General features: G+C 42.5%; 11 protein-coding genes. 10 read left to right on the top strand and 1 reads right to left on the bottom strand.

The genetic code is table 11. The features are described from left to right. Positions 1 to 2: 2 nt before the first annotated feature. The 8 genes from GGD38_RS02125 (at position 3) to GGD38_RS02090 (ending at position 16,967) form a co-directional block, all read left to right on the top strand. Entirely contained in the window at positions 3 to 4,934 is a 4,932-nt protein-coding gene (locus GGD38_RS02125) for an RICIN domain-containing protein (protein ID WP_375299679.1), read from the top strand. Between the two features lie 5 nt (positions 4,935 to 4,939). Beyond that, the gene (locus tag GGD38_RS02120; protein WP_375299680.1) at positions 4,940 to 6,601 is read left to right on the top strand and encodes an alpha-L-fucosidase; all 1,662 of its coding nucleotides are present in this window, start codon (positions 4,940 to 4,942) and stop codon (positions 6,599 to 6,601) included. 9 nt (positions 6,602 to 6,610) lie between these two features. After that, complete coding sequence (locus GGD38_RS02115; RefSeq protein WP_375299681.1) at positions 6,611 to 7,999, top strand: family 43 glycosylhydrolase; 1,389 nt, start codon at positions 6,611 to 6,613, stop codon at positions 7,997 to 7,999. A 24-nt stretch (positions 8,000 to 8,023) separates the two neighbouring features. Then, positions 8,024 to 9,631, top strand: coding sequence for a glycoside hydrolase 43 family protein (locus GGD38_RS02110; protein WP_375299682.1), 1,608 nt, complete (start codon positions 8,024 to 8,026; stop codon positions 9,629 to 9,631). 79 nt (positions 9,632 to 9,710) lie between these two features. After that, positions 9,711 to 12,317 (top strand): TIM-barrel domain-containing protein, encoded by a 2,607-nt coding sequence (locus tag GGD38_RS02105; RefSeq protein WP_375299683.1) that lies wholly within the window; start codon positions 9,711 to 9,713, stop codon positions 12,315 to 12,317. Then, the gene (locus GGD38_RS02100; RefSeq protein WP_375299684.1) at positions 12,317 to 12,442 is read left to right on the top strand and encodes a hypothetical protein; all 126 of its coding nucleotides are present in this window, start codon (positions 12,317 to 12,319) and stop codon (positions 12,440 to 12,442) included. Before GGD38_RS02105 ends, GGD38_RS02100 begins: the two co-directional genes overlap by 1 nt. A 72-nt stretch (positions 12,443 to 12,514) precedes the next feature. Further along, positions 12,515 to 15,211 (top strand): WD40/YVTN/BNR-like repeat-containing protein, encoded by a 2,697-nt coding sequence (locus GGD38_RS02095; RefSeq protein WP_375299685.1) that lies wholly within the window; start codon positions 12,515 to 12,517, stop codon positions 15,209 to 15,211. A gap of 211 nt (positions 15,212 to 15,422) precedes the next feature. Beyond that, positions 15,423 to 16,967, top strand: coding sequence for an IS1182 family transposase (locus tag GGD38_RS02090; RefSeq protein ID WP_375303720.1), 1,545 nt, complete (start codon positions 15,423 to 15,425; stop codon positions 16,965 to 16,967). Positions 16,968 to 17,445: 478 nt separating this feature from the next. Here the strand turns inward: GGD38_RS02090 and GGD38_RS02085 are convergent, their stop codons facing one another. After that, positions 17,446 to 18,180, bottom strand: coding sequence for a hypothetical protein (locus GGD38_RS02085; protein WP_375299686.1), 735 nt, complete (start codon positions 18,178 to 18,180; stop codon positions 17,446 to 17,448). A 538-nt stretch (positions 18,181 to 18,718) separates the two neighbouring features. Here GGD38_RS02085 and GGD38_RS02080 point away from each other — a divergent pair. Further along, on the top strand, positions 18,719 to 19,576 hold the full coding sequence (locus GGD38_RS02080) for a hypothetical protein (RefSeq protein ID WP_375299687.1): 858 nt from the start codon (positions 18,719 to 18,721) through the stop codon (positions 19,574 to 19,576). A gap of 639 nt (positions 19,577 to 20,215) precedes the next feature. Beyond that, positions 20,216 to 24,259, top strand: a complete 4,044-nt coding sequence (locus GGD38_RS02075; protein WP_375299688.1) for an RHS repeat domain-containing protein — start codon at positions 20,216 to 20,218, stop codon at positions 24,257 to 24,259. The last annotated feature ends 1 nt before the right edge of the window (position 24,260 follow it).

Below are 24,260 nucleotides of genomic sequence, written 5' to 3'. Positions count from 1 at the left end.
ATATGAAAAAGAACTACTTTTTTATCCTTCTTTTATTGATGGTCACTGTTTGCAAGCCAGTGCGATCACAAACCTTTACACATCCGGGTATTCCTCTTTCCGGTTCAGACCTGAGCACTTTGAAGGCGCATGTGCAGGCCGGTGATTATCCCTGGAAACAGGCTTATGATATTCTGGCCGCCGATGGTAAGTCGCAATTGACATACCAAATGCAGGGGCCATTTGACTCGGTTGCCCGTAATATCAATTATAACCTTAACCAGTGGAGAAGCGATATGGCCGCTTCGTTTAACCTGGCTCTGATGTGGTATTTTACAGGTAATGAGGCCTACGCTGCAAAGGCAAGGGATATTTTAGTGGCATGGGCAAATAAGCAAACCGGATTCGGGGGACAGGAAGCAAATCTTGATTTAGGCGATTACGCTTATGCATTTGGCGGTGCCGCCTCCATCCTTCGGGGAACGTGGAGTGGTTGGACAGCCGCCAATACCGCAGATGTAAAAAAACTATTTAATAACGTATACTGGAAGGCGTCAGGTTGCGCTGGTTATGCTTTAGGGCCGGCAAATAAAGGCACGTTGAGTATTGCCGCAGGCGCCGCAGTCGCCGCATTTTCCGACGATCCGGCAAAAGTGGCACATGTAATTGAGCTAATGAGATATATTGGTTCCACCGGATTTAAAAATACGCTGCCCAGCGGAGAACATGGTGAAAGCGGAAGAGACCAGGGCCATTCTCATGGTATGTGGAGCTCCATTGCTTTTGCCGCAGAAGTGTTGTGGAAGCAGGGGCTGGACCTTTATTCCGAACTGGATAACCGGCTCCTTGCTTTAGGAGAATATTTTGCCAAAAGAAACAATGGTGAGTCCATTAGGTTCATCCCTTTCGGTACTACCGACTGGTATTATTTAACCGATCCCCCCGGGGTGTGGGATGGAGGAAGATGGGGCTTGACCCTGTTACATGGCGCCTATATCGTCCGTAAAAAGCTAAATCCCTATTATATCTCAAAGCGACTAACAGACATACCAAGGCGATTTGATCCGGTATATACCTGGTTTTACAAGTCAGAAGACAATTCAACGGCGGTTGTACCACCGCAAACACAGATCGTTCCTGAGCCTGGAAAAGTGGGCACAGGAGGTTTAACCGATCTGGATATTGGAGCAACATCCCTGGCAGGCAACAGTTCCTATAGCAATAATGTATGGACAGTAACCGGAGGCGGAACCGAAATATTGACACATGCTGCAGATGGATTACACTTCGTTTACAAAGAAGTGACAGGGAACTGTTCTATCATAGCGAAAGTGGAAACGGTTGGCGGAACTGCCCTTAATGCAAGGGCAGGCCTGATGCTGCGTTCCGATTTAACAGCTACATCTGCACAAAGGGCATGGATCGCCATTAAATCGGGTAAGCGGGCAGAAAGTTTTATGCATGGATGGACGGAGATGAGGGGCGGTTCTAACTGGGAAAAACCTGAAAGAACAATCCCGAAGGATGCTTATTGGATTAAGATAGACAGGGTAGGAGATGTGATCGCAACGTACTACTCACCAGATGGCGTAAGCTGGGCTGCTGAATGTCAGGGAAGGTATGCAGGCTTTACCGGCAAGGCCTATATTGGCCTGGCTGTTTGCTCAAACGCCAATGGTGCTCCAATGACGGCTACCTTTAGTAATGTATCCGTTACAGGAGGAGAGGGAGGAATTGTTCTCACGCCGGAAGCTCCACATTCTGTATATACATACGCCGGCGATAACCAGGTACAGATTCGATGGCTGTCTTCGTTTGGCGCCGTGAGCTATACGCTGAAACGGGCAAACTCCGAAAGTGGACCTTACTCCACAATTGCGTCTAACCTTTCTGGTAACAGTTTTTTGGATAACAATGTAATGAATGGGCAAACGTATTATTATACGGTTTGTGCTGTAAATGCTGCGGGCACAAGCGCCGATGCTCCTGCCGATGGCGGCACACCAAAAGCTCCTTATGTTGCACAAACTTTACAAGAGGGTCTTTACCGTATTTTGGTAACACATAGCAATAAAGCGGTGGAGGTAAAAAATGGTTCAACTGCCGATGGTGCATTAGTAGCACAAAACACCTATTCGTTTTTAAGTAGTCAGCATTGGATAATCAGCCCCATATCGGGCACTGATTATAAGATAACTAATTTACTCAGTGGAAAAGTTATGGATGTAGTGGGTAATGCAATAACGGATGGGGCAAAAATTGAACAACGAAATTACGCTAATAACGATGAAGCCCAGGTTTGGACTATTAAAGACCGGGAAAATGGAACCTACAATATTGTAGGAAAACAAAGTCAGAAATCACTTGATGTTCCAGGCTCAAATACGGCAGACGGTGTTGCAATGGACATTTCCAGATGGACGGATGGGCCAAATCAGATCTTTAGAATAGAACCTGTTACCGCATCGGAAATAGACTCCACTTACCAGAAAAAGTTGGCTGAAGCAATACGACTACGCGATACCACCGCCGTAAGTACATCAAATGAGCTGGGTAAATTCCCCGTAGCGGCTAAAGCGCAATTAAATGATAGCATTATATATGTTCAGTCATCATACAGTGCGCAATCTACAGTCATTGACATCAGTGGCTATGTTACTATACTGGAAAATGCCATCAAACGGTATAAAGCGTCTATGTATTACGGCGCCAATACGCTGGCTGATGGCAATTACTATATTAAGCCGCTGAACAGTGATTTATTATGGACTAAAAATAATACCAACACACCCTTATTTGAAGGCGTGAATACCGACCCCTTTCTTCAGGTTTGGAATGTTACAAAGCAGGGCAACGGCAGGTACAAAATTACCTGTCTTAGCGCACCGGCATCCTTTAGCAATTATATTAATGAGAGCGCAGTGTTTGGCCGCAGTGTGTCTCCTTACCAGGACGTTTGGAATTCAATGAATATCTACTTCGACGGCACCTCGTATGCGGTTCAGCGGGCTCAAACTGCCGGTAACGGTTACTGGTATGTAAGCGATAACAAAATACTTACTATAGGCGGAAGTGATAATGATCCGGTTCCATATAGCTTTCCTTTACGTTTTGTGCCTGTGGAAAATGTTCCGGCAAACCTGATAGTTGCAGCTGGCGATGCTAAGAACATCCTGGAATGGACCCCCAGTCATAATCTTACTTATAATGTAAAGCGTTCCACAACGCCAGGCGGGCCTTATACTACTATTGCACACCTGGGCGCCACAAGGTTTATCGACAGTACTGTGAGCAATGGAACTAACTATTATTACGTAGTTGCTTCGGTAGATAGCGTTGGGGAAGTGTTTTCAAGCACAGAGGTAGCGGCATTGCCGAATGTTGGGCAGATGACTTACCTTAAATTTGATGAATCAAACGGAACTCGTACTATTGATAGCTGGGGAGCTATGCACGGTACATTAGCAGCAACAGCAACCCGCAGTGCCGGTAAATATGCCAATTCACTTAAACTGGATGGTACGGCTACCGCCTATGCTACGTTGCCAACCGGAATAGTAAGCTCTTTATCTGATTTTACTATTTCAACCTGGGTAAAAATGGATACACTTGCAAACTGGATGCGGGTATTTGATTTTGGAAACAGTACCACGCAATATATGTTCCTTACAGTTCAGGCAGGAACTACTACTGTAAATGGCGTAAGATCATCAATAGTTCGTTATGCCATTAAAAACGGCGGCACAGAGTTAAACGTAAGTGCACCCTATGCCTTCCCGTTGGGCACATGGGTACAGCTGGCGGTAACCCAATCTGGCAATACCGCCCGCCTGTATATAAACGGATCTTTGGTATCAACGAATACAGCGCTCAATATTAAGCCTTCGCAACTTACCGCTACGGGTACTACTACCGGAACAACCTTAAACTACCTGGGTAAATCTCAATTTAATGATCCGATCTTTAATGGTTCCATTGATGAATTCAAAATTTATAAAAGGGCTTTAAGCGACGCGGAGATCGATGACCAAAAACCAGTAATTACCGCACCTGCCAATCAGGTCTTCTGTTACGATCAGTCTGGCTCTTACAGTGTACCTTTATTAACTGCCTCCGATAATTGTGGCATTGCTTCTATAAATTATAGTATAAGCGGGGCTGCTGTAAGAAATGGGAACGGAGCAGATGCCAGTGGTTCATTCAATACCGGGCAATCGACCGTTACCTGGACGGTAGCCGACATTCATGGTAATATGGATACAGCTACAACTACTATAATAGTAAATGGTGCAATGAATGCAAACATTCCTGATGTGTATGCCATGAACCCTGTAGTAGATGCTAAGAATACCATTTACATTGGCTATGGCCCAACATTGCTTACGGTAACTGCTAATGCCACAGGTGGTACGGCGCCTTATACATATTCATGGAGCAACGGAGCAACCACTCAATCCATTAATGTAAATGCGGCAGGTACTTATTCTGTAACGGTAACAGACAGTAAAGGATGTTCAACTACAGCAGCCATTATTATCCATACACTTGATGTAAGATGCGGCAACAACAACGATAAGGTGATGATCTGTCATAACAACAAAACCATTTGTGTTGCATCTTCTTCCATTCAGGAACATTTAAACCATGGCGATCACCTCGGTGATTGTGCTGCATCGGTTGCCCGCATTGGCACAGAAAATGAATCGACGGAAATAAGCAGCGGAAAAATTATTGTTTATCCAAATCCTGTTAACGAAGAGTGGAATATTCAGGTAAGTGGTGTTGAAGCAGGTTCTGTTGTAAAAATGTACAATCAGAACGGAGCGCTGGTAAAAAGTTTGTTGGTAAAAAGTACATCCGAAGCTATTCCGGTTCGCGGTTTACCTGCAGGTATGTATTATTTACAAATAAAGACCCGCGGAGTGCTCATTACTAAAAAGATCGTAAAGCTATAACATAAATGAAACGTAGAACATTAATAAAGGGAATGGCAGCCTCGCTGCCGTCCCTTTGGTTATCTCATGCTTTAGGCAATGATATTTTGCAGACAGCTTATTCGGGCGAACCCATTGCAAAAGGCCCATTCAATCCCACATGGGAATCCTTACAGCATTATAAAACACCCGATTGGTTTCGTGATGCAAAATTTGGTATGTGGGCGCACTGGGGGCCGCAATGTGAGCCCGAAGCCGGCGATTGGTATGCAAGAGCAATGTACCAGGAAGGTTCGCGACAATATAAAATACATCTTGAAAAATACGGTCATCCTTCGAAGTTTGGATTCAAGGATGTGATCAATGAGTGGAAGGCAAAGAACTGGAACCCCGAAGAACTGGTGAGTTTGTATAAAAGCGCGGGTGCAAAATATTTTATGGCCATGGCCAACCACCACGACAATTTTGATATGTATGATAGTAAGTACCAAAAGAATTGGAATGCAACTAACATTGGCCCTAAAAAAGATATCATCGGTGGTTGGGCAAAGGCAGCAAAAAATAATGGACTTCCATTTGGGGTAAGTGTGCATGCTTCACATGCATGGCGCTGGTACGAGTCGGCGCAACGTTCAGATAAGAATGGCCAATATGCAGGTATTCCGTATGATGGCAATTTGACTAAAGCAGATGGCAAGGGAAAATGGTGGCATGGGTTAGATCCCCAGGAACTGTATGCACAAAACCATCCATTGAGTGAAAACAGTTGGAATGATGGCGCCATTCACAGGCAGTGGGAATGGGGTAATGGCGTTTATCAACCAGATAAAGCCTATATTGAAAAATTTTACAACCGCACAATTGACCTTATCAACAAGTACGATCCTGATGTAGTTTATTTCGATGATTCGCAACTTCCATTCTGGCCTGTTAGCGATGCCGGTTTGCGCATTGCCGCTCATATGTACAACAAGAGCATTAAAGATCATGGAGAGCTTCGGGCGGTGATCAACGGAAAAATTTTGGATGAGAACCAGCGCAAAGCCATGGTGTGGGATATTGAGAGAGGACAAGCTAACGAAATTCAACCGCTGCCCTGGCAAACCGATACCTGCATTGGCGGTTGGCACTATGAGCGTGGCATATACGAACGAAATGGTTACAAAACAGCAAAGACAGTTATTCAAACGTTGGTTGATGTAGTAAGCAAGAATGGGAATTTAATGCTAAACATCCCGGTGCGGGGCAATGGCACCATTGATGAAAAAGAAAGAAAGATCGTTGAAGAAACAGGAGCATGGATGAAAGCAAACAGTGAAAGCATTTATGGCACCCGGCCCTGGACAGTTTTTGGCGAAGGGCCTGCACAACAAGCCGCGGCGAAGCTCAGTGCACAGGGGTTTAATGAAGGAAAGGGAAAGCCGTTTACCCATGAAGACATTCGATTTGCTACAAAAGGCGATGTGCTGTATGCAACTGCAATGGGCTGGCCTGAAGATAATAAACTGGTGATCAAAAGTCTGGCAAAGAACAGCCAGTACTTTCAGCAGGAAATTCAAAAGGTGGAATGGGGACCCACAAAACAGTCTCTTGTTTTCGAAAGAAACGAAAATGGTTTGATCGTTTATTTACCGGAAAAACCTTCCGATGAATTGAACTTTGCAAACGTGATAAAAATCCTTTCATAGTCTTGTATTATGATGAGAACATTTTTAAACTGTGTTTTATTCCTTATTGCTTGTTCTGCAAACGCCCAAAGCGCAAATCCATTCGGCAATGCCCTGGTCCCTGATATGATCGCCGATGCCAGCATCCAGCAGATCAATGGAACTTTTTATTGTTATGCAACAACAGACGGTTATGATAAACATCTGGAAACATCTGGCCCGCCGGTTGTTTGGAAATCGAAAGATTTTGTGCACTGGAGTTTTTCAGGTTCTTATTTCCCTTCTGCAGTTGGGCAAAAATACTGGGCGCCCAGTAAAGCTGTTGAAGCGAATGGCAAATACTACATCTATCCAACGGTGAATGGTTTTATGTATCCGGCTGTTGGCGATTCTCCTGAGGGGCCTTTTAAACTGGCAAAAGGCGTTGACAGTTTTTCTTTGCCTTTTACTTCAGCAACGCTGTTACAATCAAAAAATCCTAAAGGTCCTGCCGGTATAGATGCAGAGGTTTTTGTTGACGATGATGGGCAGTCATATGTTTTCTGGCAGCGCCGGTTTGCGGCTAAGCTGAACCGCGATATGGTTTCTGTTGATACTGGTTCTGTTACACAAATTTCTACAAAGCGACAGGGTTATTCTGAAGGCCCCATCTTTTTCAAACGAAAAGGAATTTATTATTACCTGTACACCCTGGGTGGTGATGAAAAATACCAATATGCTTACGGAATGAGCAGGACATCGCCGCTAGGCCCATTCGAATTCCCTGAGAAAGATATTATAGCCACTACCAATTATGAACGGCAGATCTTTGGTCCCGGTCATGGTTGTGTGTTCAACGTGCCCGGCACAGATGATCATTATTTTGCTTACCTGGAATTTGGCCGAAGAAGCACTAACCGGCAAACCTATGTAAACAAGCTTGAATTTAACGAGGATGGAACCATTCGCCCGGTTGATCTAACGCTTAATGGGGTAGGTACACTTCGTTCTGTACCGCATGAAAAAAGGATCAGGGTTGTAAATTCAATAGCATCAAGCATTCGCTCCGATCTGATCATTAAACGAAATCAGGATTCTTTATTTAAAAGAACCGAATCTTTTTCTTCGCAGTTTGCTTTCGATGACGCAAACGGCTCAAGGTGGATGGCTGCAGATGGCGATTCAGCCTCATGGCTGATCGCAGATCTGGGAAAGCCGCAATATCTCAAACGCAGTGAGCTGTATTTCGTTCGTCCCACTGCGGGGCATACTTATGTAGTTGAGTATTCGCTAAATGGTGAAGCCTGGAAGCGTTGCGAAGCACATGGGCAGGTAATTATGCAATCGCCACACAAGAACAATTTGAATATTAAGGCCCGCTATTTACGGGTTAAAATTTTAAGTGGTGTAAGGGGTATTTGGGAGTGGCATATTTATTAAAAACCAAACGATAATTATTTTCAGATGATTCGTCTCAGATTTTTATCGCTGCTGTTTTGCTGGCAATTGGCAGGTATATGTTCAAAGGCCCAAATGAATGGCAACTGGGGCGACCAGGAAAACGGAACATATGTGAACCCTGTTCTACCTGCCGATTACAGCGACCTCGATGCCATACGTGTAGGTGACGATTATTACGCCATATCTTCTACCATGCAATTTTCACCGGGCATGGTAGTGCTTCATTCCAAAGATCTCATAAACTGGGAAATTACCGGTCATGTGGTTGATGATCTTACACGCATTAGTCCACAATTGAACTGGGACCGCATGAATTGTTATGGCAAAGGCATCTGGGCAGGCTCCATCAGGTATTATAAAAACAGGTTCTGGGTATATTTCGGTACACCCGATGATGGTTTTTTTATGAGTTCTGCGGCCAATCCAGCAGGGCCCTGGGAACCCCTTCATCATTTATGGAAGACAAGCGGATGGGATGATTGTTGTTCGTTTTGTGATGACGATGGACAGCTCTATTTTATTGCTACCAATTTTGCGCATGATCCTAAAACAAATAAGAAGTACAATATTCATTTATTTAAAATGATGCCTGATGGAAGAAGCCTTATCATGGAGTCTGATTCCATCCTACATCAATCTCCCGGAAGCGAAGCCAATAAACTTTATAAGATCAATGGATTGTATTACCACTATTTCAGCGAAGTAAAACCAGAAGGCCGGGTGATCATGATGGAACGTTCGAAAAACCTATACGGTCCGTGGGAGATCAGGCAATTAAATCATGTTGATAAAAAACTTGATAGAGAACCCAACCAGGGTGGATTACTGCAAACGCCAACGGGCAAGTGGTACTTTCTCACCCACCATGGTAGTGGCAGTTGGGAAGGACGCCCTGCCAGTTTGTTGCCTGTTCACTGGGTTGATGGTTGGCCGGTCATCGGCGAGCCTGGTACAGACACAATAGGTCACATGGTTTGGACTGGTACAAACCCTATAACCTATAAACGAAAACTTTCCATTCAAAGCAGCGATGAGTTCAATTCCGGAAAACTACATGTTCAATGGGAATGGAACTATCAACCACGGTTCGGCAAATGGTCATTGACAGAGCGAAAGGGTTTTTTGAGGTTGCATGCTTTCAGGCCCATTCAATCAAGCAATGAAAAAAATATTATACTGCGGGCAGGAAATACACTCACGCAACGCAGCATGCGTACGCCTACCAATAAAGTAACAGTACAAATCGATATCAGCCATATGGCTAACGGCCAATTCAGCGGATTGACGCATTTTTCAACCACCAGCCATAGCTTATTGGGTCTAAAACAGGAAAATGGAATGCGCAGTTTGGTTTATTCTTTCAATGGAAAAGATACTACGGTTGTCACCGTTACCGGAAAGTCAATCTGGCTTCGCTCAACCTGGGATGCCAATGGAATAAGCCGTTATGCTTTTAGTACAGACGGAAGATTGTATCAAACACTTGAAAGTACCTTTCAACTCACCTGGGGCAGCTACCGGGGAGACCGTATCGGCATTTTTAATTACAATACTAAAGAAGATAAGGGCTACGTGGATGTAGACTGGTTTCGATATGATTATGACAAGTGAGAAGGAAAAGTAAACAAAGTCGGGGGATACCTTACTTAATTAATTCAATAATCGTTAAAAAAATATTGTTCAATAAATCATGAAGCTAAGATTGCTTTTTCTCTTAACACTGGTGCCTGCTTTTTCATTTGCGCAATCATATGAAAAATACAGTTTGCAAAAAGATCATCTTTCTATTCAACTTTCAGCAGGCGTATTGAATATTACTCCTTTGTCGGATAAAACAATACGAGTGCAGTGGAATAAAGGAATGAAAGAAGAAAGGGAATTTGTTTTGATCAATAAACTTCCTGTTCCCGCTTTTCAATTTTCAGAAACTTCATCTAAACTGAAACTAAGTACAAAAGCAATTACTGTTTTGTTTGACAAACATACAGGAGCAATTGATTACATTGATAAGGAAGGAAAAATTTTTTTAAGTGAAAAAGCAGGGAGCAGAAAGCTTATACCTGATTCCATAATGGGGCAATCCTGTTTTGTTGCAGAGCAAAGTTTCGATTCTCCTTCTGATGAATATTTGTTTGGATTAGGACAATTCCAGGACGGTCATTACAATTTGAAAAACGTTGCAAGAAAATTAATCCAGGTAAATACGCAGATTTCCATTCCTTTTATCTATTCCAACAGAGGCTTTGGAATTTTGTGGCATCAGTATGGTGTTACCTATTTCAACCCTGCTGACAATAATATCATTCTTTCAAAACTAAACAATTCATCAACAGAAAATAAAGAAGCAGAAGTAACAACATCAGCAGGCACTCAAAAAGTTTCGCAGCAACAATCAGTATATGAGGGACATATTTCTGTGTCCTCAGACGGTGCGTATTCATTCATGCTTGATTTAGGCAACATGGATAACAGGCATTTGGTTTTGATTGATGGCAATACAGTTATTGATCAATCAAATTTCTGGCTTCCGCCGGCTGTAAGTAATACCGTGAAATTAAAGGCAGGCGAACATAGTGTGCGGGTAGTTTGCAAATCATCCAACATACCAAAATTATCATGGAAGAAAATTGATAATGCCACAACATTCCGGTCGCCTAATGCGAAAGGTCTTGACTATATTGTGTTCTATGGAAAGAATGCAGATGAAGTGATCAGCACATACAGAAACCTTTCAGGCAATGTTCCGATGCTTCCTTTGTGGGCTTATGGCTTCTGGCAATGCCGTGAACGTTACACTTCCGGTCAGCATCTTGTACAAACAATAGAAGAATTCAGAAAAAGAAATCTGCCCGTGGATGTAATTGTGCAGGACTGGCAATACTGGGGCAAACATGGCTGGGGCATTTCTAAGTTTGATGAATCGCATTACCCTGAACCTGCTAAGTTCATAAAACAGTTACACAATTTGAATGCGCATTTTTCTATTTCTGTTTGGGAGAACCTTGATAAGACATCGGAAGTAGCGAAAGAATATATTGCAAAAGATTTGTACTTACCCGGTAGTCCATGGATTGATATTTTTAAACCGGAAACTCAAAAAATACACTGGAATACCATAAACAAAAATCTTTTTGGGCTGGGTGTGGATTCATGGTGGATGGATGCCACCGAACCGGAAAACGATGCGCTGGCAGGTAAACAAACTTATTTTGGACCTGGCGATTTTTACAGGCTCACTTATCCTCTTTTTGTAAGCAAAACAGTGTATGAAGGACAGCGGGAAACGAATGACCAGAAGAGAGTAGCCATACTTACACGTTCAGCTTTTGCCGGGCAACAACGCTTTGGAACCATTAATTGGTCGGGTGATATTGGTTGGGATTGGGATGTATATAAAAGACAAATTGTAGCAGGACTGAACTATTCATTAACTGGCATGCCTTACTGGACAACAGATATTGGTGGTTTCTTCCGTCCCGGCCGCACACAATACACCGATCCGGAATATCACGATATTCTTACCCGCTGGTTTCAATGGAGCACATTCAATACCATTTTCCGTATGCATGGCTATCAAACAGAGACAGAGCCCTGGAAATTTGGCGATACAGTAATGAACAATATGAGAAGGATGATGGACCTGCGCTATCGTTTGATGCCTTATATCTATTCGGAAGGGTGGCAGATCTCGAAAAATGGCTCAACCATGACCCGTCCAATGGTAATGGATTTTAATAATGACCCTGCTGCTATTGCGCAATCTTATCAATATATGTTTGGTAAATCTTTTTTGGTTGCGCCAATTACAAAGCCTGGTATTATTGAATGGAGTGTTTACTTGCCAAAATCAACTAAATGGTACGACTTCTGGACGGGCAAAAAATTCACCGGTGGACAAACCGTAAAAACAGATGCGCCGCAAGACAGGATCCCTGTTTTTGTAAAAGCAGGCGCTATTGTTCCAATGGGAAAATTCCTGCAGTACACTTCTGAAAAGCCAATGGATACGCTTGAGATCAGGATCTATCCCGGAGCAGATGGATATTTTACATTGTACAGTGATGAAGGTGATAACTATAATTATGAGAAAGGAAAATATACAGAAATATCTTTTAAATGGAACGAACAACAGCAAATAGTGATCATCGATAAGCAACATGGGAGTTATGCAGGCGCATTGAAAAAGCATGTGTTTAATATTGTTTGGGTAAATGAATCAAAAGGATATGGAACAGCTATTTCACCTAAAGCAAAATTGGTGGTTTATAAGGGCGAGAAAATGATCGTTGCCAAATAATGAAATCGCATAACCATCAGAACTATATGGGCCGCCTGGTGGTTGAAAATGGCAGCATTAAACTGATCCGCGAGGCACCAATAGGCACTTTGCAACATTTTCCACCCCATCCTGAAACAATCTGACACTATGGTGCAACCCTAATGGCATAACATTTGACCCCTGAACGGATTCACCAACAAATAAAATCCGCTCACATGAAACAATGTTATCCTAAGAAGCTTTTATTGTTCTTATTGTTGTACATAATGTCAGCAAAACTAAACGGGCAAACATTTGGGAATGTAGCCTTTGGAGGAGGCGGTTTTGTAACAGGGATCGTAAGTCATAAAACATCAGGCGATGTTTACTGTCGCACCGATGTTGGAGGCGCTTACCGTTGGGATGCTGCAAGTTCAAAATGGATTCCTTTGCTCGATTGGAATTCTGAGGATGAAACAACATACCAGGGAATAGAAGCGCTGGCGCTGGATCCACAAAATGCAAATAATCTATATCTGTTTGCCGGAACTGATTATTTTAATGGTGGAAAAACAGCGATCTTAAAATCCACAGATAAGGGAAATACATTTACTATCGTGGACGTAACTTCAAAATTTAAGACTCACGGAAATGCTTTGGGAAGGGGTAATGGCGAACGTCTGGCTGTGGATCCTAATAACAGCAACATCCTTTTTTGCGGAACAAAAGCAAACGGTTTATGGAAAAGTACCGATGGAGGATTAAACTGGACACTGGCCTGGAGCGGAGTAACAACTACAACCAATGGAAACGGAATCTGCTTTGTAGTGTTTGATCCTTCCAGTGCTTCGGGAGGCGTTACCCAAACTATTTATATAGGAGTATCCCGAACAGGAGACAATAATATATATAAAAGTACGGATGGCGGCAGCACGTTCACTGCAATTACGCCTGATAATTCATTTATGCCCCACAGGGCTGTTTTATCTTCTGATAATTCTACTTTATATATCTCAATGGCGAATGAACAGGGTCCATCAAACGGCAGCAGCGGCAGAGTTTACAAACTGGCTACTGCTACCGGAACCTGGACCAACATTACACCCAATGGGAATAATTACCCTTATGGCGGGGTGAGTGTTGATCCGACAAATAAAAACAGGGTTATTGTTTCGACGGTTAACGTCTGGAATAACAACCAGTTTTGCAACAACGTATGGGGGGATTTTATTTTCTTATCTACCGACGGAGGAAGTACGTGGACCTCAAAGTTGACGTGCACAAGCACCCTGAACACAAATGGCATTGGCTGGATTGCTCCATATGGGATACATTGGGCAGATTGCATTGACTTTGATCCGAAAAATACGGCAAGGGTAAGGGTTATGTCGGGGAATGGACTTTTTACCTCCGATGATATTAATGCAACCAACGTTTCCTGGAAATTTGATGTAAAAGGACTGGAAGAAACGGTACCCCTCGACGCTATAAGCATTCCCGGTGGTCCTTTTATAATTGGAGTAGGAGACCAGGCCGGAGCATTGTACACTGATATTTATGCCTATCCAACCAGGAATATGACTCCCGCGGCCAGTTCCAACAGTGGCCTGGCATATGCCGCAAACAACACCAGTAAAGTGGTAAGGGTTACAGATAAAATATATTACTCTACCGATCAGGGAGCAACCTTCCCAACATCGGCGTCTATTAATGGTTCTTATGGGAAAATCGCATTGTCGGCAGATGGGAATACAACGCTACATTGTCCCGGGGGCTCAAGTACCACTTATTATTCAACCAATAATGGAGGAACCTGGACAAGTACAGGAGTTACTAATGTTCAGGATGCTTATCCAATAGCAGATCACGTTAATACCAATAAATTTTATATTTATAATCCTGGCACAGGACAACTCTTGGTAAGTACCAACAAAGGTGTAAGTTTTACCGCCTCAGCATCTAACCCGGGTCAATGGGGATCAGGACGAGCAAGTGCTGTTCCGGATAATGAAGGACATGTATGGGTAGCTTTAAACGGGAGCGGATTGAAATACACCACGAACAATGGAACTTCATGGACAACTGTTCCCAACGTTACTTATTGCAAAGCCATTGGATTTGGTAAAGCTGCAACGGGAGCTACTTATCCCGCCGCCTACATTTGGGGAACCGTTAGCGGAGTTAAAGGTATTTTCCGTTCTACAGACCAGGACGCTTCCTGGATACGAATAAATGACGATGCCCATGAATGGGGAGGCGTGGGGAACGGTAATTTTGTAATGGGCGATATGAACGTCTATGGCCGGGCGTATATGGCTACAGTAGGACGAGGTCTGGTTGTTGTTGAATCAGGAGGGTTGGTGCTGCCCATGCAATTTACACATCTATCGGTATCGCAACGGCCGGTATCACAAAAAGTGTATGCAGATGTGAAGTGGCAAACAACTGCAGACGCTGGTATTATCGGGTATGTTGTGGAAAGAAGCCTGGATGCGGTTCATTGGCAGGAAGTATATAATACCACCGCAAACGGGCAGAATGGTTATACATACAGCGAAGATGTTACTGATTTAAGTGGTACCATACGCTACCGTATCAGGGAGATTAATAACAGTGGTAATGGCAGCTATAGTTCCGTAGTTACGCTGCGATTATCAGCTGTTACCCGAACAACCATTTCTGTAAGGCCCAATCCGGTCATAAATAAGGTTATTAATTTGTATCTGAATAGTGAGGCAAAACAACAGGTAGTGGTGCGGGTGGTTGACCTGCTTGGGCAAGCCCTTTATACCAGTGCTGTTGTGCCTGTAGAAACAGGAGAGAATGTAATAAATATACCAGCAGATCAGTTTCCCCATAGCAATATTTGTTTTGCGGAAGTGTTGCATGCAGCCAGTGGATCAAAGATCGCCACCATAAAAATAATTTTCTGATCGCTGAGACTAAGGTTGGGCCGCTGCTTGTACTGATTGCGTAAACTTTTTCACAAGAATATTTCGAACGCAAAAGAGGGCGTCTCAAAAGTAATTTTTGGGGCGCCTTTTTCATTTTCAGTTTTTAGGGCGGGTTTATCCACAAGATCACTGTATAACTAAAGTCTTTAAAGGTTTAGTAATAGGCCGTTGTCGTATTGTTTTTAAGGGTATGGCACGAGGCAAAACATTAACTGTTGTATTTAAAAGCAACTTCCAAAACCAGGCGATGTTACTTCCGCCTGATTTAAATGAGATGATTGCTGCTAACCATCCGGTGCGGATAGTAAACGAAGTGTTGGAAAAAGTGGATATAAGTGAGTTAATCAAACTATATAAACCAGGTGGCACCAGTAGTTATCACCCCCGCATGCTGCTCAAAGTGCTGGTATACGGATATATCAATAATATTTACAGTAGCCGCAAAATTGAAGAAGCGGTATCACAGAATATAAACTTCATGTGGTTGGCCGGCATGAGCACGCCAGATCACAATACCATCAACCGCTTTCGTGGACAACGACTTCAGAAGACGTTACAGCCGATATTCACTCAGGTTGTCTTATTGTTATGCGAAGAAGGATTATTGAGTATCAAAGATTTATACACTGATGGCACTAAGATAGAAGCCAACGCCAACAAGTATACGTTTGTATGGGGCAATACAATTAAACATAATAGAGAGAAAATAAAGCAGCAATTAAATGAATTGTGGCAGTATGCCAAGTCTGTTGCAGCCTCAGAATTAGATGATACAGATCCATCGGGCTTTGATAAAATTGACTCAGAAAGTGTTACTCGGACCGTAGATGCGATTAATGCTGCGCTTAAGGATAAGAAAATAGCCAAAGACAAGAGGCAAAAATTAAACTATGCCAAAAAGAACTGGCCAGCCAACCTGGATAAATATGAAGAGCAGGAAAAAATAATGGGCGAACAAAGAAACAGTTATAGCAAAACAGATAAGGATGCAACCTTCATGCGCATGAAAGAAGACCATATGAAAAATGGTCAGTTAAAACCAGCCTATAACGTCCAGATCAGTACTAATAATCAATACATAGCCTCTTATAGTATCCATCAAAACACTACTGATACTAACACGCTGATTGACCACCTTAACGAACACATAAACAACTTCAAACAAAAGCCCAATAACATTACCGCCGATGCTGGTTATGGAAGTGAAGAAAATTATCAATGGCTGGAAAAAAAGCGCATCACAGCATATGTTAAGTATAACCAGTTCGACCGGATGCAGAATGAAACCATTCGCAACAAAAATCCATTTACAGTAGATAAGTTGACCTATGATGAACGGAACAATCAATACATTTGCCCGATAGGTGAACCAATGAAACATATTGGTTGGACGATAGAAGAAACAAAAGCAGGATATCCACGAGTGATAGATAAATACAAAGCTTCAAACTGTGAAGGTTGTTTTTTACATGGAGCCTGTCATCAGCAAAAAGGTGATCGCATAATAGAAGTCAGCTTAAATAATCAACGCCTCAAACAAAAAGCAGAAAAACGATTAAAGAGTAAACGGGGTATCCAAAAACGAAAACAGCGTTGCTTCGATACTGAACCTGTGTTTGCAAATATTAAATATAATCATAATTTTAAACGCTTTATGCTACGAGGCAAAGAAAAGGTAGCAGTTGAAACCGGTCTACTGGCACTCGCACACAACTTAAGGAAGAAGGCGGCTTAAAAAAGCCAACAAAACACTTCGCACTTTTAAAGATTATCTTCCTAAAACATCTTCTTCTAAGAAATCTTACTTCAATTCTATTACGCTGTATACATCGCCATAAAACAGAAAAAGGCGCCTCTTACTTTTGAGACGCCTTCTTGTTGCCGGCAACTTCATCGGCTGTGCCTATTCGCTGTATTGCGGTAGTGGAGGCCAGGTCATTTGCGAGATGCGGAATTAACATTTGCAGGGTAAAGAGATGTCCTTTTAAAAAATAACTCGGCTAGTCGAAAACAAACTTTGTTGAGGTCAAAACTGAGTTGATGGCATGAAAAATAACTCACGATGTCAGGCATTTTGCAAAACCTTTCAAATAATGAGTTGGAGTAACAGGTAAATTGTGGGGCCGCTAATAAGAAAACCTCTCCGGGAAGATCGGAGAAGCTTACTTATTTGTCACTTAGCGTAAGAAAGTGTGTTCTACTTCAAGATACTCTTAATTCTTTATTTGTTCCAGGATGACTTTCATTTCTTCGACTTCCTTTTGTAATAAGTTCATTTTCTTATTCTCGTCACTTAACTGCTTAATCTGCTTTTCCTGCTCAATCACGTACAGTGTTAACTCTTCAATCTTTTTCAGTAATGTGGCTTGATTATCGCCCACATCTATTCCGTTCTTTTCTACTTCTGCTGCTGAGGGAACTTCAGGTAGATGATGATGTATTTTAATGAATTGTTCTACTTCGTTGAGCGGTCGCAGGCGGTAGTTTGCATTGAATACATAATCAGACCAAGGTAGGGCTTTTACGACTACTTTTGTAAAGATGGCATTGCCGGCAACTGCCATCTTAAATCCATTTGTTTCGTGGCATCCAATGGCTATATTTCCATCTTTATCCATTCTAAGTCCAGACTCTGTGCCTGACCAGGGTGCAAGTAGAAATCCGAAATCTATATTGCCATTCACGTTTCCATAGATTATACCTGCATCGCCTTCCTGTGTAATGGGATTGTATGCTGTAGCGAATAATGAACCACTATGAATTTTTACCATTTTCTGATCATTATGCAATATCCGGATGCCATCAATTATAGCGTCAGTTTTCATATCTAATCTATATGAAGGCTGAGTGGCAAGGCCTAAACTGCCACTCGGCGACCAATATTGAGCATTAGCAGTTGTAGTGAAAAAAACAAAAATAATAGCATAAAAAATGAACGAGAATCTCATAAAAAGTTGTGTTTATAAAAATATGGAATCGATCGCTAAAAAAGCTCCAGCCGATCTGCACCGTATTAGTCATAGGAAGGTAAGTCGGCCAAAAGCATCAGGTATTTTTCCGTCTGTACAATCAACTAAACTTTTGGGTTAGCTTGTGCACGATAACTAATTTGTAGGCCGGTAAATTTGTAATAATTGGGGTTGGTTGTAGCATGAACAAGTGTTGAGCTTAGGGTTTATGCGCTCGAAGTTAGGAAAGATTGGAATAGTCCAAAAGGAATTAAAGTGGCTTTTTAATAACTGTGACAAAATAGCCTAATTTGTTTTAATTGCACGTTTGTCAGTGATAAAGGTACATGTGCCAAAGTTGTGACTAACAGTTTGTAATGCAAAATAAGTTCTGGTATATATTTGCGGCCAGAGTTAAGCCCCTAAACGTAAAGGTTAGAAATGCCTAATGAGCTTCCGCCTCCTGTATGACAGGTGTTATGCATATTATCCCATTTACATTGTTGGCGGCATAATAATTTAATACTAATATATGTATATGTTCAAGGTAATAATAGTAGTCATATTAGAAACGACTCTGTTTCAAATCGCATCGTTCGCGCAAACGAATAATAGTGTAGGAGCAAGTTCGCCAACGGAAAGGTTAAATAACGCAATCAAAGCCCTGGCTGATTCTAATCACTGTTCAAATGCTTCAGCCCGGCAATATTTGTATAATGACGGATTTCGGAACCTATGGATGGGTTTTCGCGATAGTACTGATTTTCATATTGCAAATGAAAAAGCTAATGGTAATATACATTTGAGATCGAATAGTGGTAGAGTATATATTGAATCTAGTTATGACAACAATAATATCGGGGGCACACTAATGTTAACACACCCAGGTAAGACAAATGTAGGTCAGAACAAAGATTGGGCTATATATAATATGAAGGACCAATACGGTAATGGCCTTCAATTCTGGGGGTATGGTTCAGGTAATGCGGGGAAAGTGTTAACACTTGGAGACAATGGCAATGTAAGCATAGGAAATATAATTCCTGATAGTGTTTATAAGCTACAGATCGCCGGAATTGTTAAAGCAGCAGAGTATAAAGCTAATGTTACAACGATTAGCTGGCCAGATTACGTATTTGATCCCGTCTACAGGTTGCCATCCCTTGCTGATGTAGAAAGCTATCTGAAGCAAAATCATCACCTATCAGAAGTTCCATCAGCGGAAACTGTTAAAAAAGATGGTATAAACCTTGGTGAAAACCAGGCTGTTTTGTTGAAGAAGATAGAGGAATTGACGTTGTATGTGATTGAACAAAATAAAAAGCTGGAAGAACAAAATAAAAAACTGGCACTACTGGAAGAAAAAATAATTGAATTAACGAATAAAAATAAATAGCGAATGTGTTACTGGCTATTATAGAAAAGTTTCGCCAGCCACCTGTGCGCTGGCGTTTAGTAATCACAACGAACGCAGCAAAATAATCCACAAATCCCTCCGAAGTGTCGGGGGGATTTCTGCTTTTAGCTGGCTTTTACCAACACGAAAATTGCCTGAATCTACACGTCTATTGCAAAAAAATGCACGAGTATAAAATGTGACTAACAGAAAGGGGTAATGTATATATTGTAGTATATATTTGTGTGACGATAACCCAAAACCCGTAGGCCTCTAAGTTAGGAATACCGAATAGCGCCCGCTATTTGCATAATCAAGCTTTATGTCCATCCTGGTTTTGCTTATGCTGCTTGCTCTAATAGTATTCACAATCAATTAAGTGTAATCGTTATGAAACAAAATAAGAAGCTGGAAGAACAAAACGAAAAGTTGGCACTACTGGAGAAAAAATTAATCGACTTAATGGATAAGAATAAATAATAGCGATTGATTTATAAGATCAATATTGATATCTGCACAGAACAAAAGACTTTCTGTTGACGGTATTATTGACATTCCCTCGTCTTATTTCTCAAAAATTGAACACAAATACACGGGCCTGGAAGACCGGGTAACCAATCAAACGAAAGTATTCAAGTAATGGCTAAAAAAATACAATGGCGTCTTTTGACGACCGCTCTTGCAGGGATGTTGTTTTTTAGCAACAGTAATGCGCAGAATATAGGCATCAGCAACCAGGTAACCATTTCATCACCAACAGCCGCCGCCCTAGCGAAGTATGGCGATATTCCGGTGAGTTATCATACCGGTACCCCTGCTATCAATATTCCACTTTATAATATTAAATCGGGCTCGCTGCAAATGCCGGTCAGTTTAAGTTACCATGCATCGGGTTTAAAGGTGCAGGAACAAGCCAGCTGGGTCGGCGCAGGATGGGTATTGAATGCAGGTGGCGTAATTACCCGCAGTGTTATGGGAGCACCCGACGACAAGGGCATACTCGCCGCCTATACGAAGTATGGCTATTACAGCGAATATGGTTATTACAGTTATTTATACTCATTTGGTGGTGGTGCCTGCAATAATTTAGAGTGCCCCGATCCTGCTATGACACATCCTGCCGATGATGCCGGTATTGCCAAAGGAATAAAAGATGGAGAACCTGATCTGTACTTCTATAATTTTAATGGATATACCGGTAAATTTTATTTCAGCGACGACAGAACGCCCGTTCTCGTTCCTGAAAGTGATCTGAAAATAGAAGTTAATTTTCCTGTAGGCAGTACACCGGATTTTTATGGCATTCATGGATTTACCATAACCACTTCCGATGGCACAAAATATATTTTCGGAGACAATACTTCGGGCGATGGAAACATCAATGCCATTGAAACCACTACGTTTACCAGCGCTAAAAGTTTTTGGACCGGCCAGGGCTCTACTTCATCGTGGTTCTTAAATAAAGTAGTTTCGGCCGATGGCCTTTCTTCGATTACCCTTACTTATCAGAAAGAACAATACAGCTATTATACATTATCTACTTTCCCTAAGTCAAATGCGCAAACGCAAACCGCCGGGGCGTTTGACTGGGCCTATGATTACGATATTGTAAAGAATTTTATTGATGGCGTACGACTCAATAAGATCATTTTCCAGAACGGAGAAATGGACCTGAATCCTGGAACTACCCGTACCGATTTGAGCGGCTACCAGGACAAATCGTGGTACGATAGTCCCGACGATGCCGCCCACGCTTACCTCACTGCCAAAACACTTGGTTCCATTTCAATACAATCTCCCGACCTGTGTAAAACGTTCAACTTTAATTACAGTTACTTTTTCGACGGGGCCGGTTTAAGTAACCTGCTTTGTTATAATAGCTTCACCAGTATCTGTAACAATATTCAGTCAGATAAATACCGGCTGAAGCTCGAGAGCGTTCAGGAAACAGCCTGCGATGAGTCTGTATCAGTTCCGCCCTATACCTTCAATTATTATGGAGAAACCGTAGCGCGCAAACTAAGTTTTGGAATCGACCATTGGGGTTTTTATAACGGCGCCGATAACAACAGAACGCTCATTCCTACCTATACCTTGAAAACGGGTAACGAATTGCTGACTGTTGATGGAGCAGAAAGGGATTCACACTGGCCTGCTATGCGCGGCGGGGCATTGCAGAAGATCACTTATCCCACAGGAGGCACTACACAGTTCGATTATGAGCCGCATAAAGTAGCTGTAAATTATGTGAAATATGATAAAGTTCCCCGTGGTGGGCCAAATGGCGGGTACGACGGCCACAACGGATGGCTTGGTGATGGAGGCAGCAACCCATTCGCCGTTATGATGACATTTACCGGCAATCCCTACGAAATGAGCATATACAATTCTTCTGAGGGTGGTAGTGCACGGCTCGATATCTATAACGGAAGTTACCTCCTCGAGAGCCTTTTCGTAGACGTGGGTCAGCAAAAAACAAAAACCATTCAAATAACGCCCGGCACCTACCAGGTAGTAATTACCAAACTGAATGCTTCAGGGGGTAACGGCGCATCGAGCAGTTTTTATGAATGGGTGCCAACCCCGGTCAATACTCAGGCTATAGTAGGCGGTCTGCGTATAAAAACAGTTACCAGTAACGACGCAATGAATTCGCCGGATGTGGTTACCAATTATACCTATGGACCTTCATCAACCGGTATTTTATACAGCAAACCTGTTTATCTGCAGTTGCTACGAAACGACCTGTTTAAAATAGTAGGCAACAGTTTTTTTACCTCCGGTCCCGGCAATGTGTGTAGTCGAAATGGTTGCCTGTTCTGTGATGGCGTTAAAACGTTGCCTTATTTTATTTCTCCCACAAGCATTCGTCCCATGGAAACCACCCAGGGAAATCATATCGGGTATTATGAAGTAAAGGCTGCTCAGCCAGGTAATGGTTTCAGCGTTTTCAGGTATTATGGATCTAATGTCTGGGACAACCAGATTTCAGATGTGTGTACAAGGTTTCTTAATACAGGTGAATGTACTTCCACTATTCCCAGTTACCCGCAAGGGCCGCTGCCTTTTGAGCCCATGCGGGGTGAACTGAAATACGAAGGGCATTATAACGAAAACGGACAGATCGTAGCTGATAAATCCTGTTTCCCGCAATTTCAGCAGGATGCTATTGAAACACCGGGCACTATTGTTAAGAACGTCGCCTACCTGGCATTCCCGGACCGCGGATTTGGCTATTCTATCACCGATGATCCCGGAGGCGGGGACGGTGAGTTTTCTCTATTCCCAAGCAGTGATCCATTTGCGGTTAGTTATGTAAGTGCTGTGTGGGGTACAGATTATGTATTGAAGTCGTACCGCAGGGTAATGGATTCTGTTATTTCAACGAAGTATAACCTGAACGACGGCAACAGCATTTCAACTACAAACGTTTCGTATTATAACAGTAATTATCACAACCAGCTAAGCAGGGCAGTAACCTATATCTCTGGCGGCGGAATCGTTTCAACAATTTATAAATATGCCTCAGACTTCCGCCTGCAGGGCTGCGAAGCATTATCAACAGGCATTCAAACCTGGAACGATGCATCCTACAACAATCTTGTTGCATTTTATAATACGGTTAATACCTGCACCAGTGCAAATAATGTGAACTGCCGCTATGCGGCGTATCAGTTATACAGATGGCGGCAATACCAGGCGAGAAGCAGTTATATACAAACGCGCAGAAGCAATTTTACTGATGCTTCCAATAATTTCAATACTTGTCACCAGAGTGCAGAAAATTCCGCCGATGGCAACCTTAAGCCCATCCTTGCTCTACAGGATATTCATCAAAACCCGCTGATTGAACAAGCTGAGTACAGGAACGGAAAACTGCTCCACGCCGCTTTTACCAAATACGATTTTGTAAGCAATCCGGGCGGTAAGCTATACCCTGTTAAAACACAACAGATCAGCTTAGCCTCACCTTCCACTACTTTTTCAGCAGCAACGGTATCGGGTTCAGGTCTTGCCAAAGACAGCAGGTACCTCGATGAATCAAATTATATTTTCAGCGGTGGCAACCTTAATCAGGTTGTATCGCGTAACGGGGTAACACAAACTTACCTGTGGGATGTTCTGCATACCACACCGATTGCCAAAGCAACAAATGCACAGCTTTCTGAAGTGGCTTATACCAGTTTTGAAAATGGCCAAAATGAAGGTAACTGGACCATTTCCGATGGTTCGCGCAACACAAGCAATAAAATTACCGGTCAGAAATCGTATGACCTCATTGGCGGAAAAACAATTGTTGCCAGCCCCGCTGTCGGTAAACAATATATTGTTTCCTACTGGGCAACCGGAGCAATAAATGTGTCGGCCAATGGAACAGCTGTTCCTGCCAGCAATACAGGGTTGACTAAAAACAGCTGGACGTATTATGAACATGTATTGCCCAACACTACGTCATCTGTATCGATAACGGGTACTGGCGCATCTATTGATGAGTTAAGACTGTACCCCAACGATGCTGAAATTGAAACTTACTGTTATTTGCCATTGACAGGTATTATTACCAGTTGTGATAGAGATAGCCGCATTGCGCGTTACGAATACGATGGCCTGGGCAGGTTAATTGTTATCAGGGACCAGGATGGCAATATTATAAAAACTGTAAAATACCATTTCAAGCAATAAA

Origin of the sequence: Niastella sp. OAS944 (assembly GCA_024809215.1) — a bacterium.
Classification (GTDB): Bacteria; Bacteroidota; Bacteroidia; order Chitinophagales; family Chitinophagaceae; genus Niastella.
Note: the sequence above shows the minus strand (reverse complement) of the source record. Positions and strands in the feature narration are given on the sequence as shown.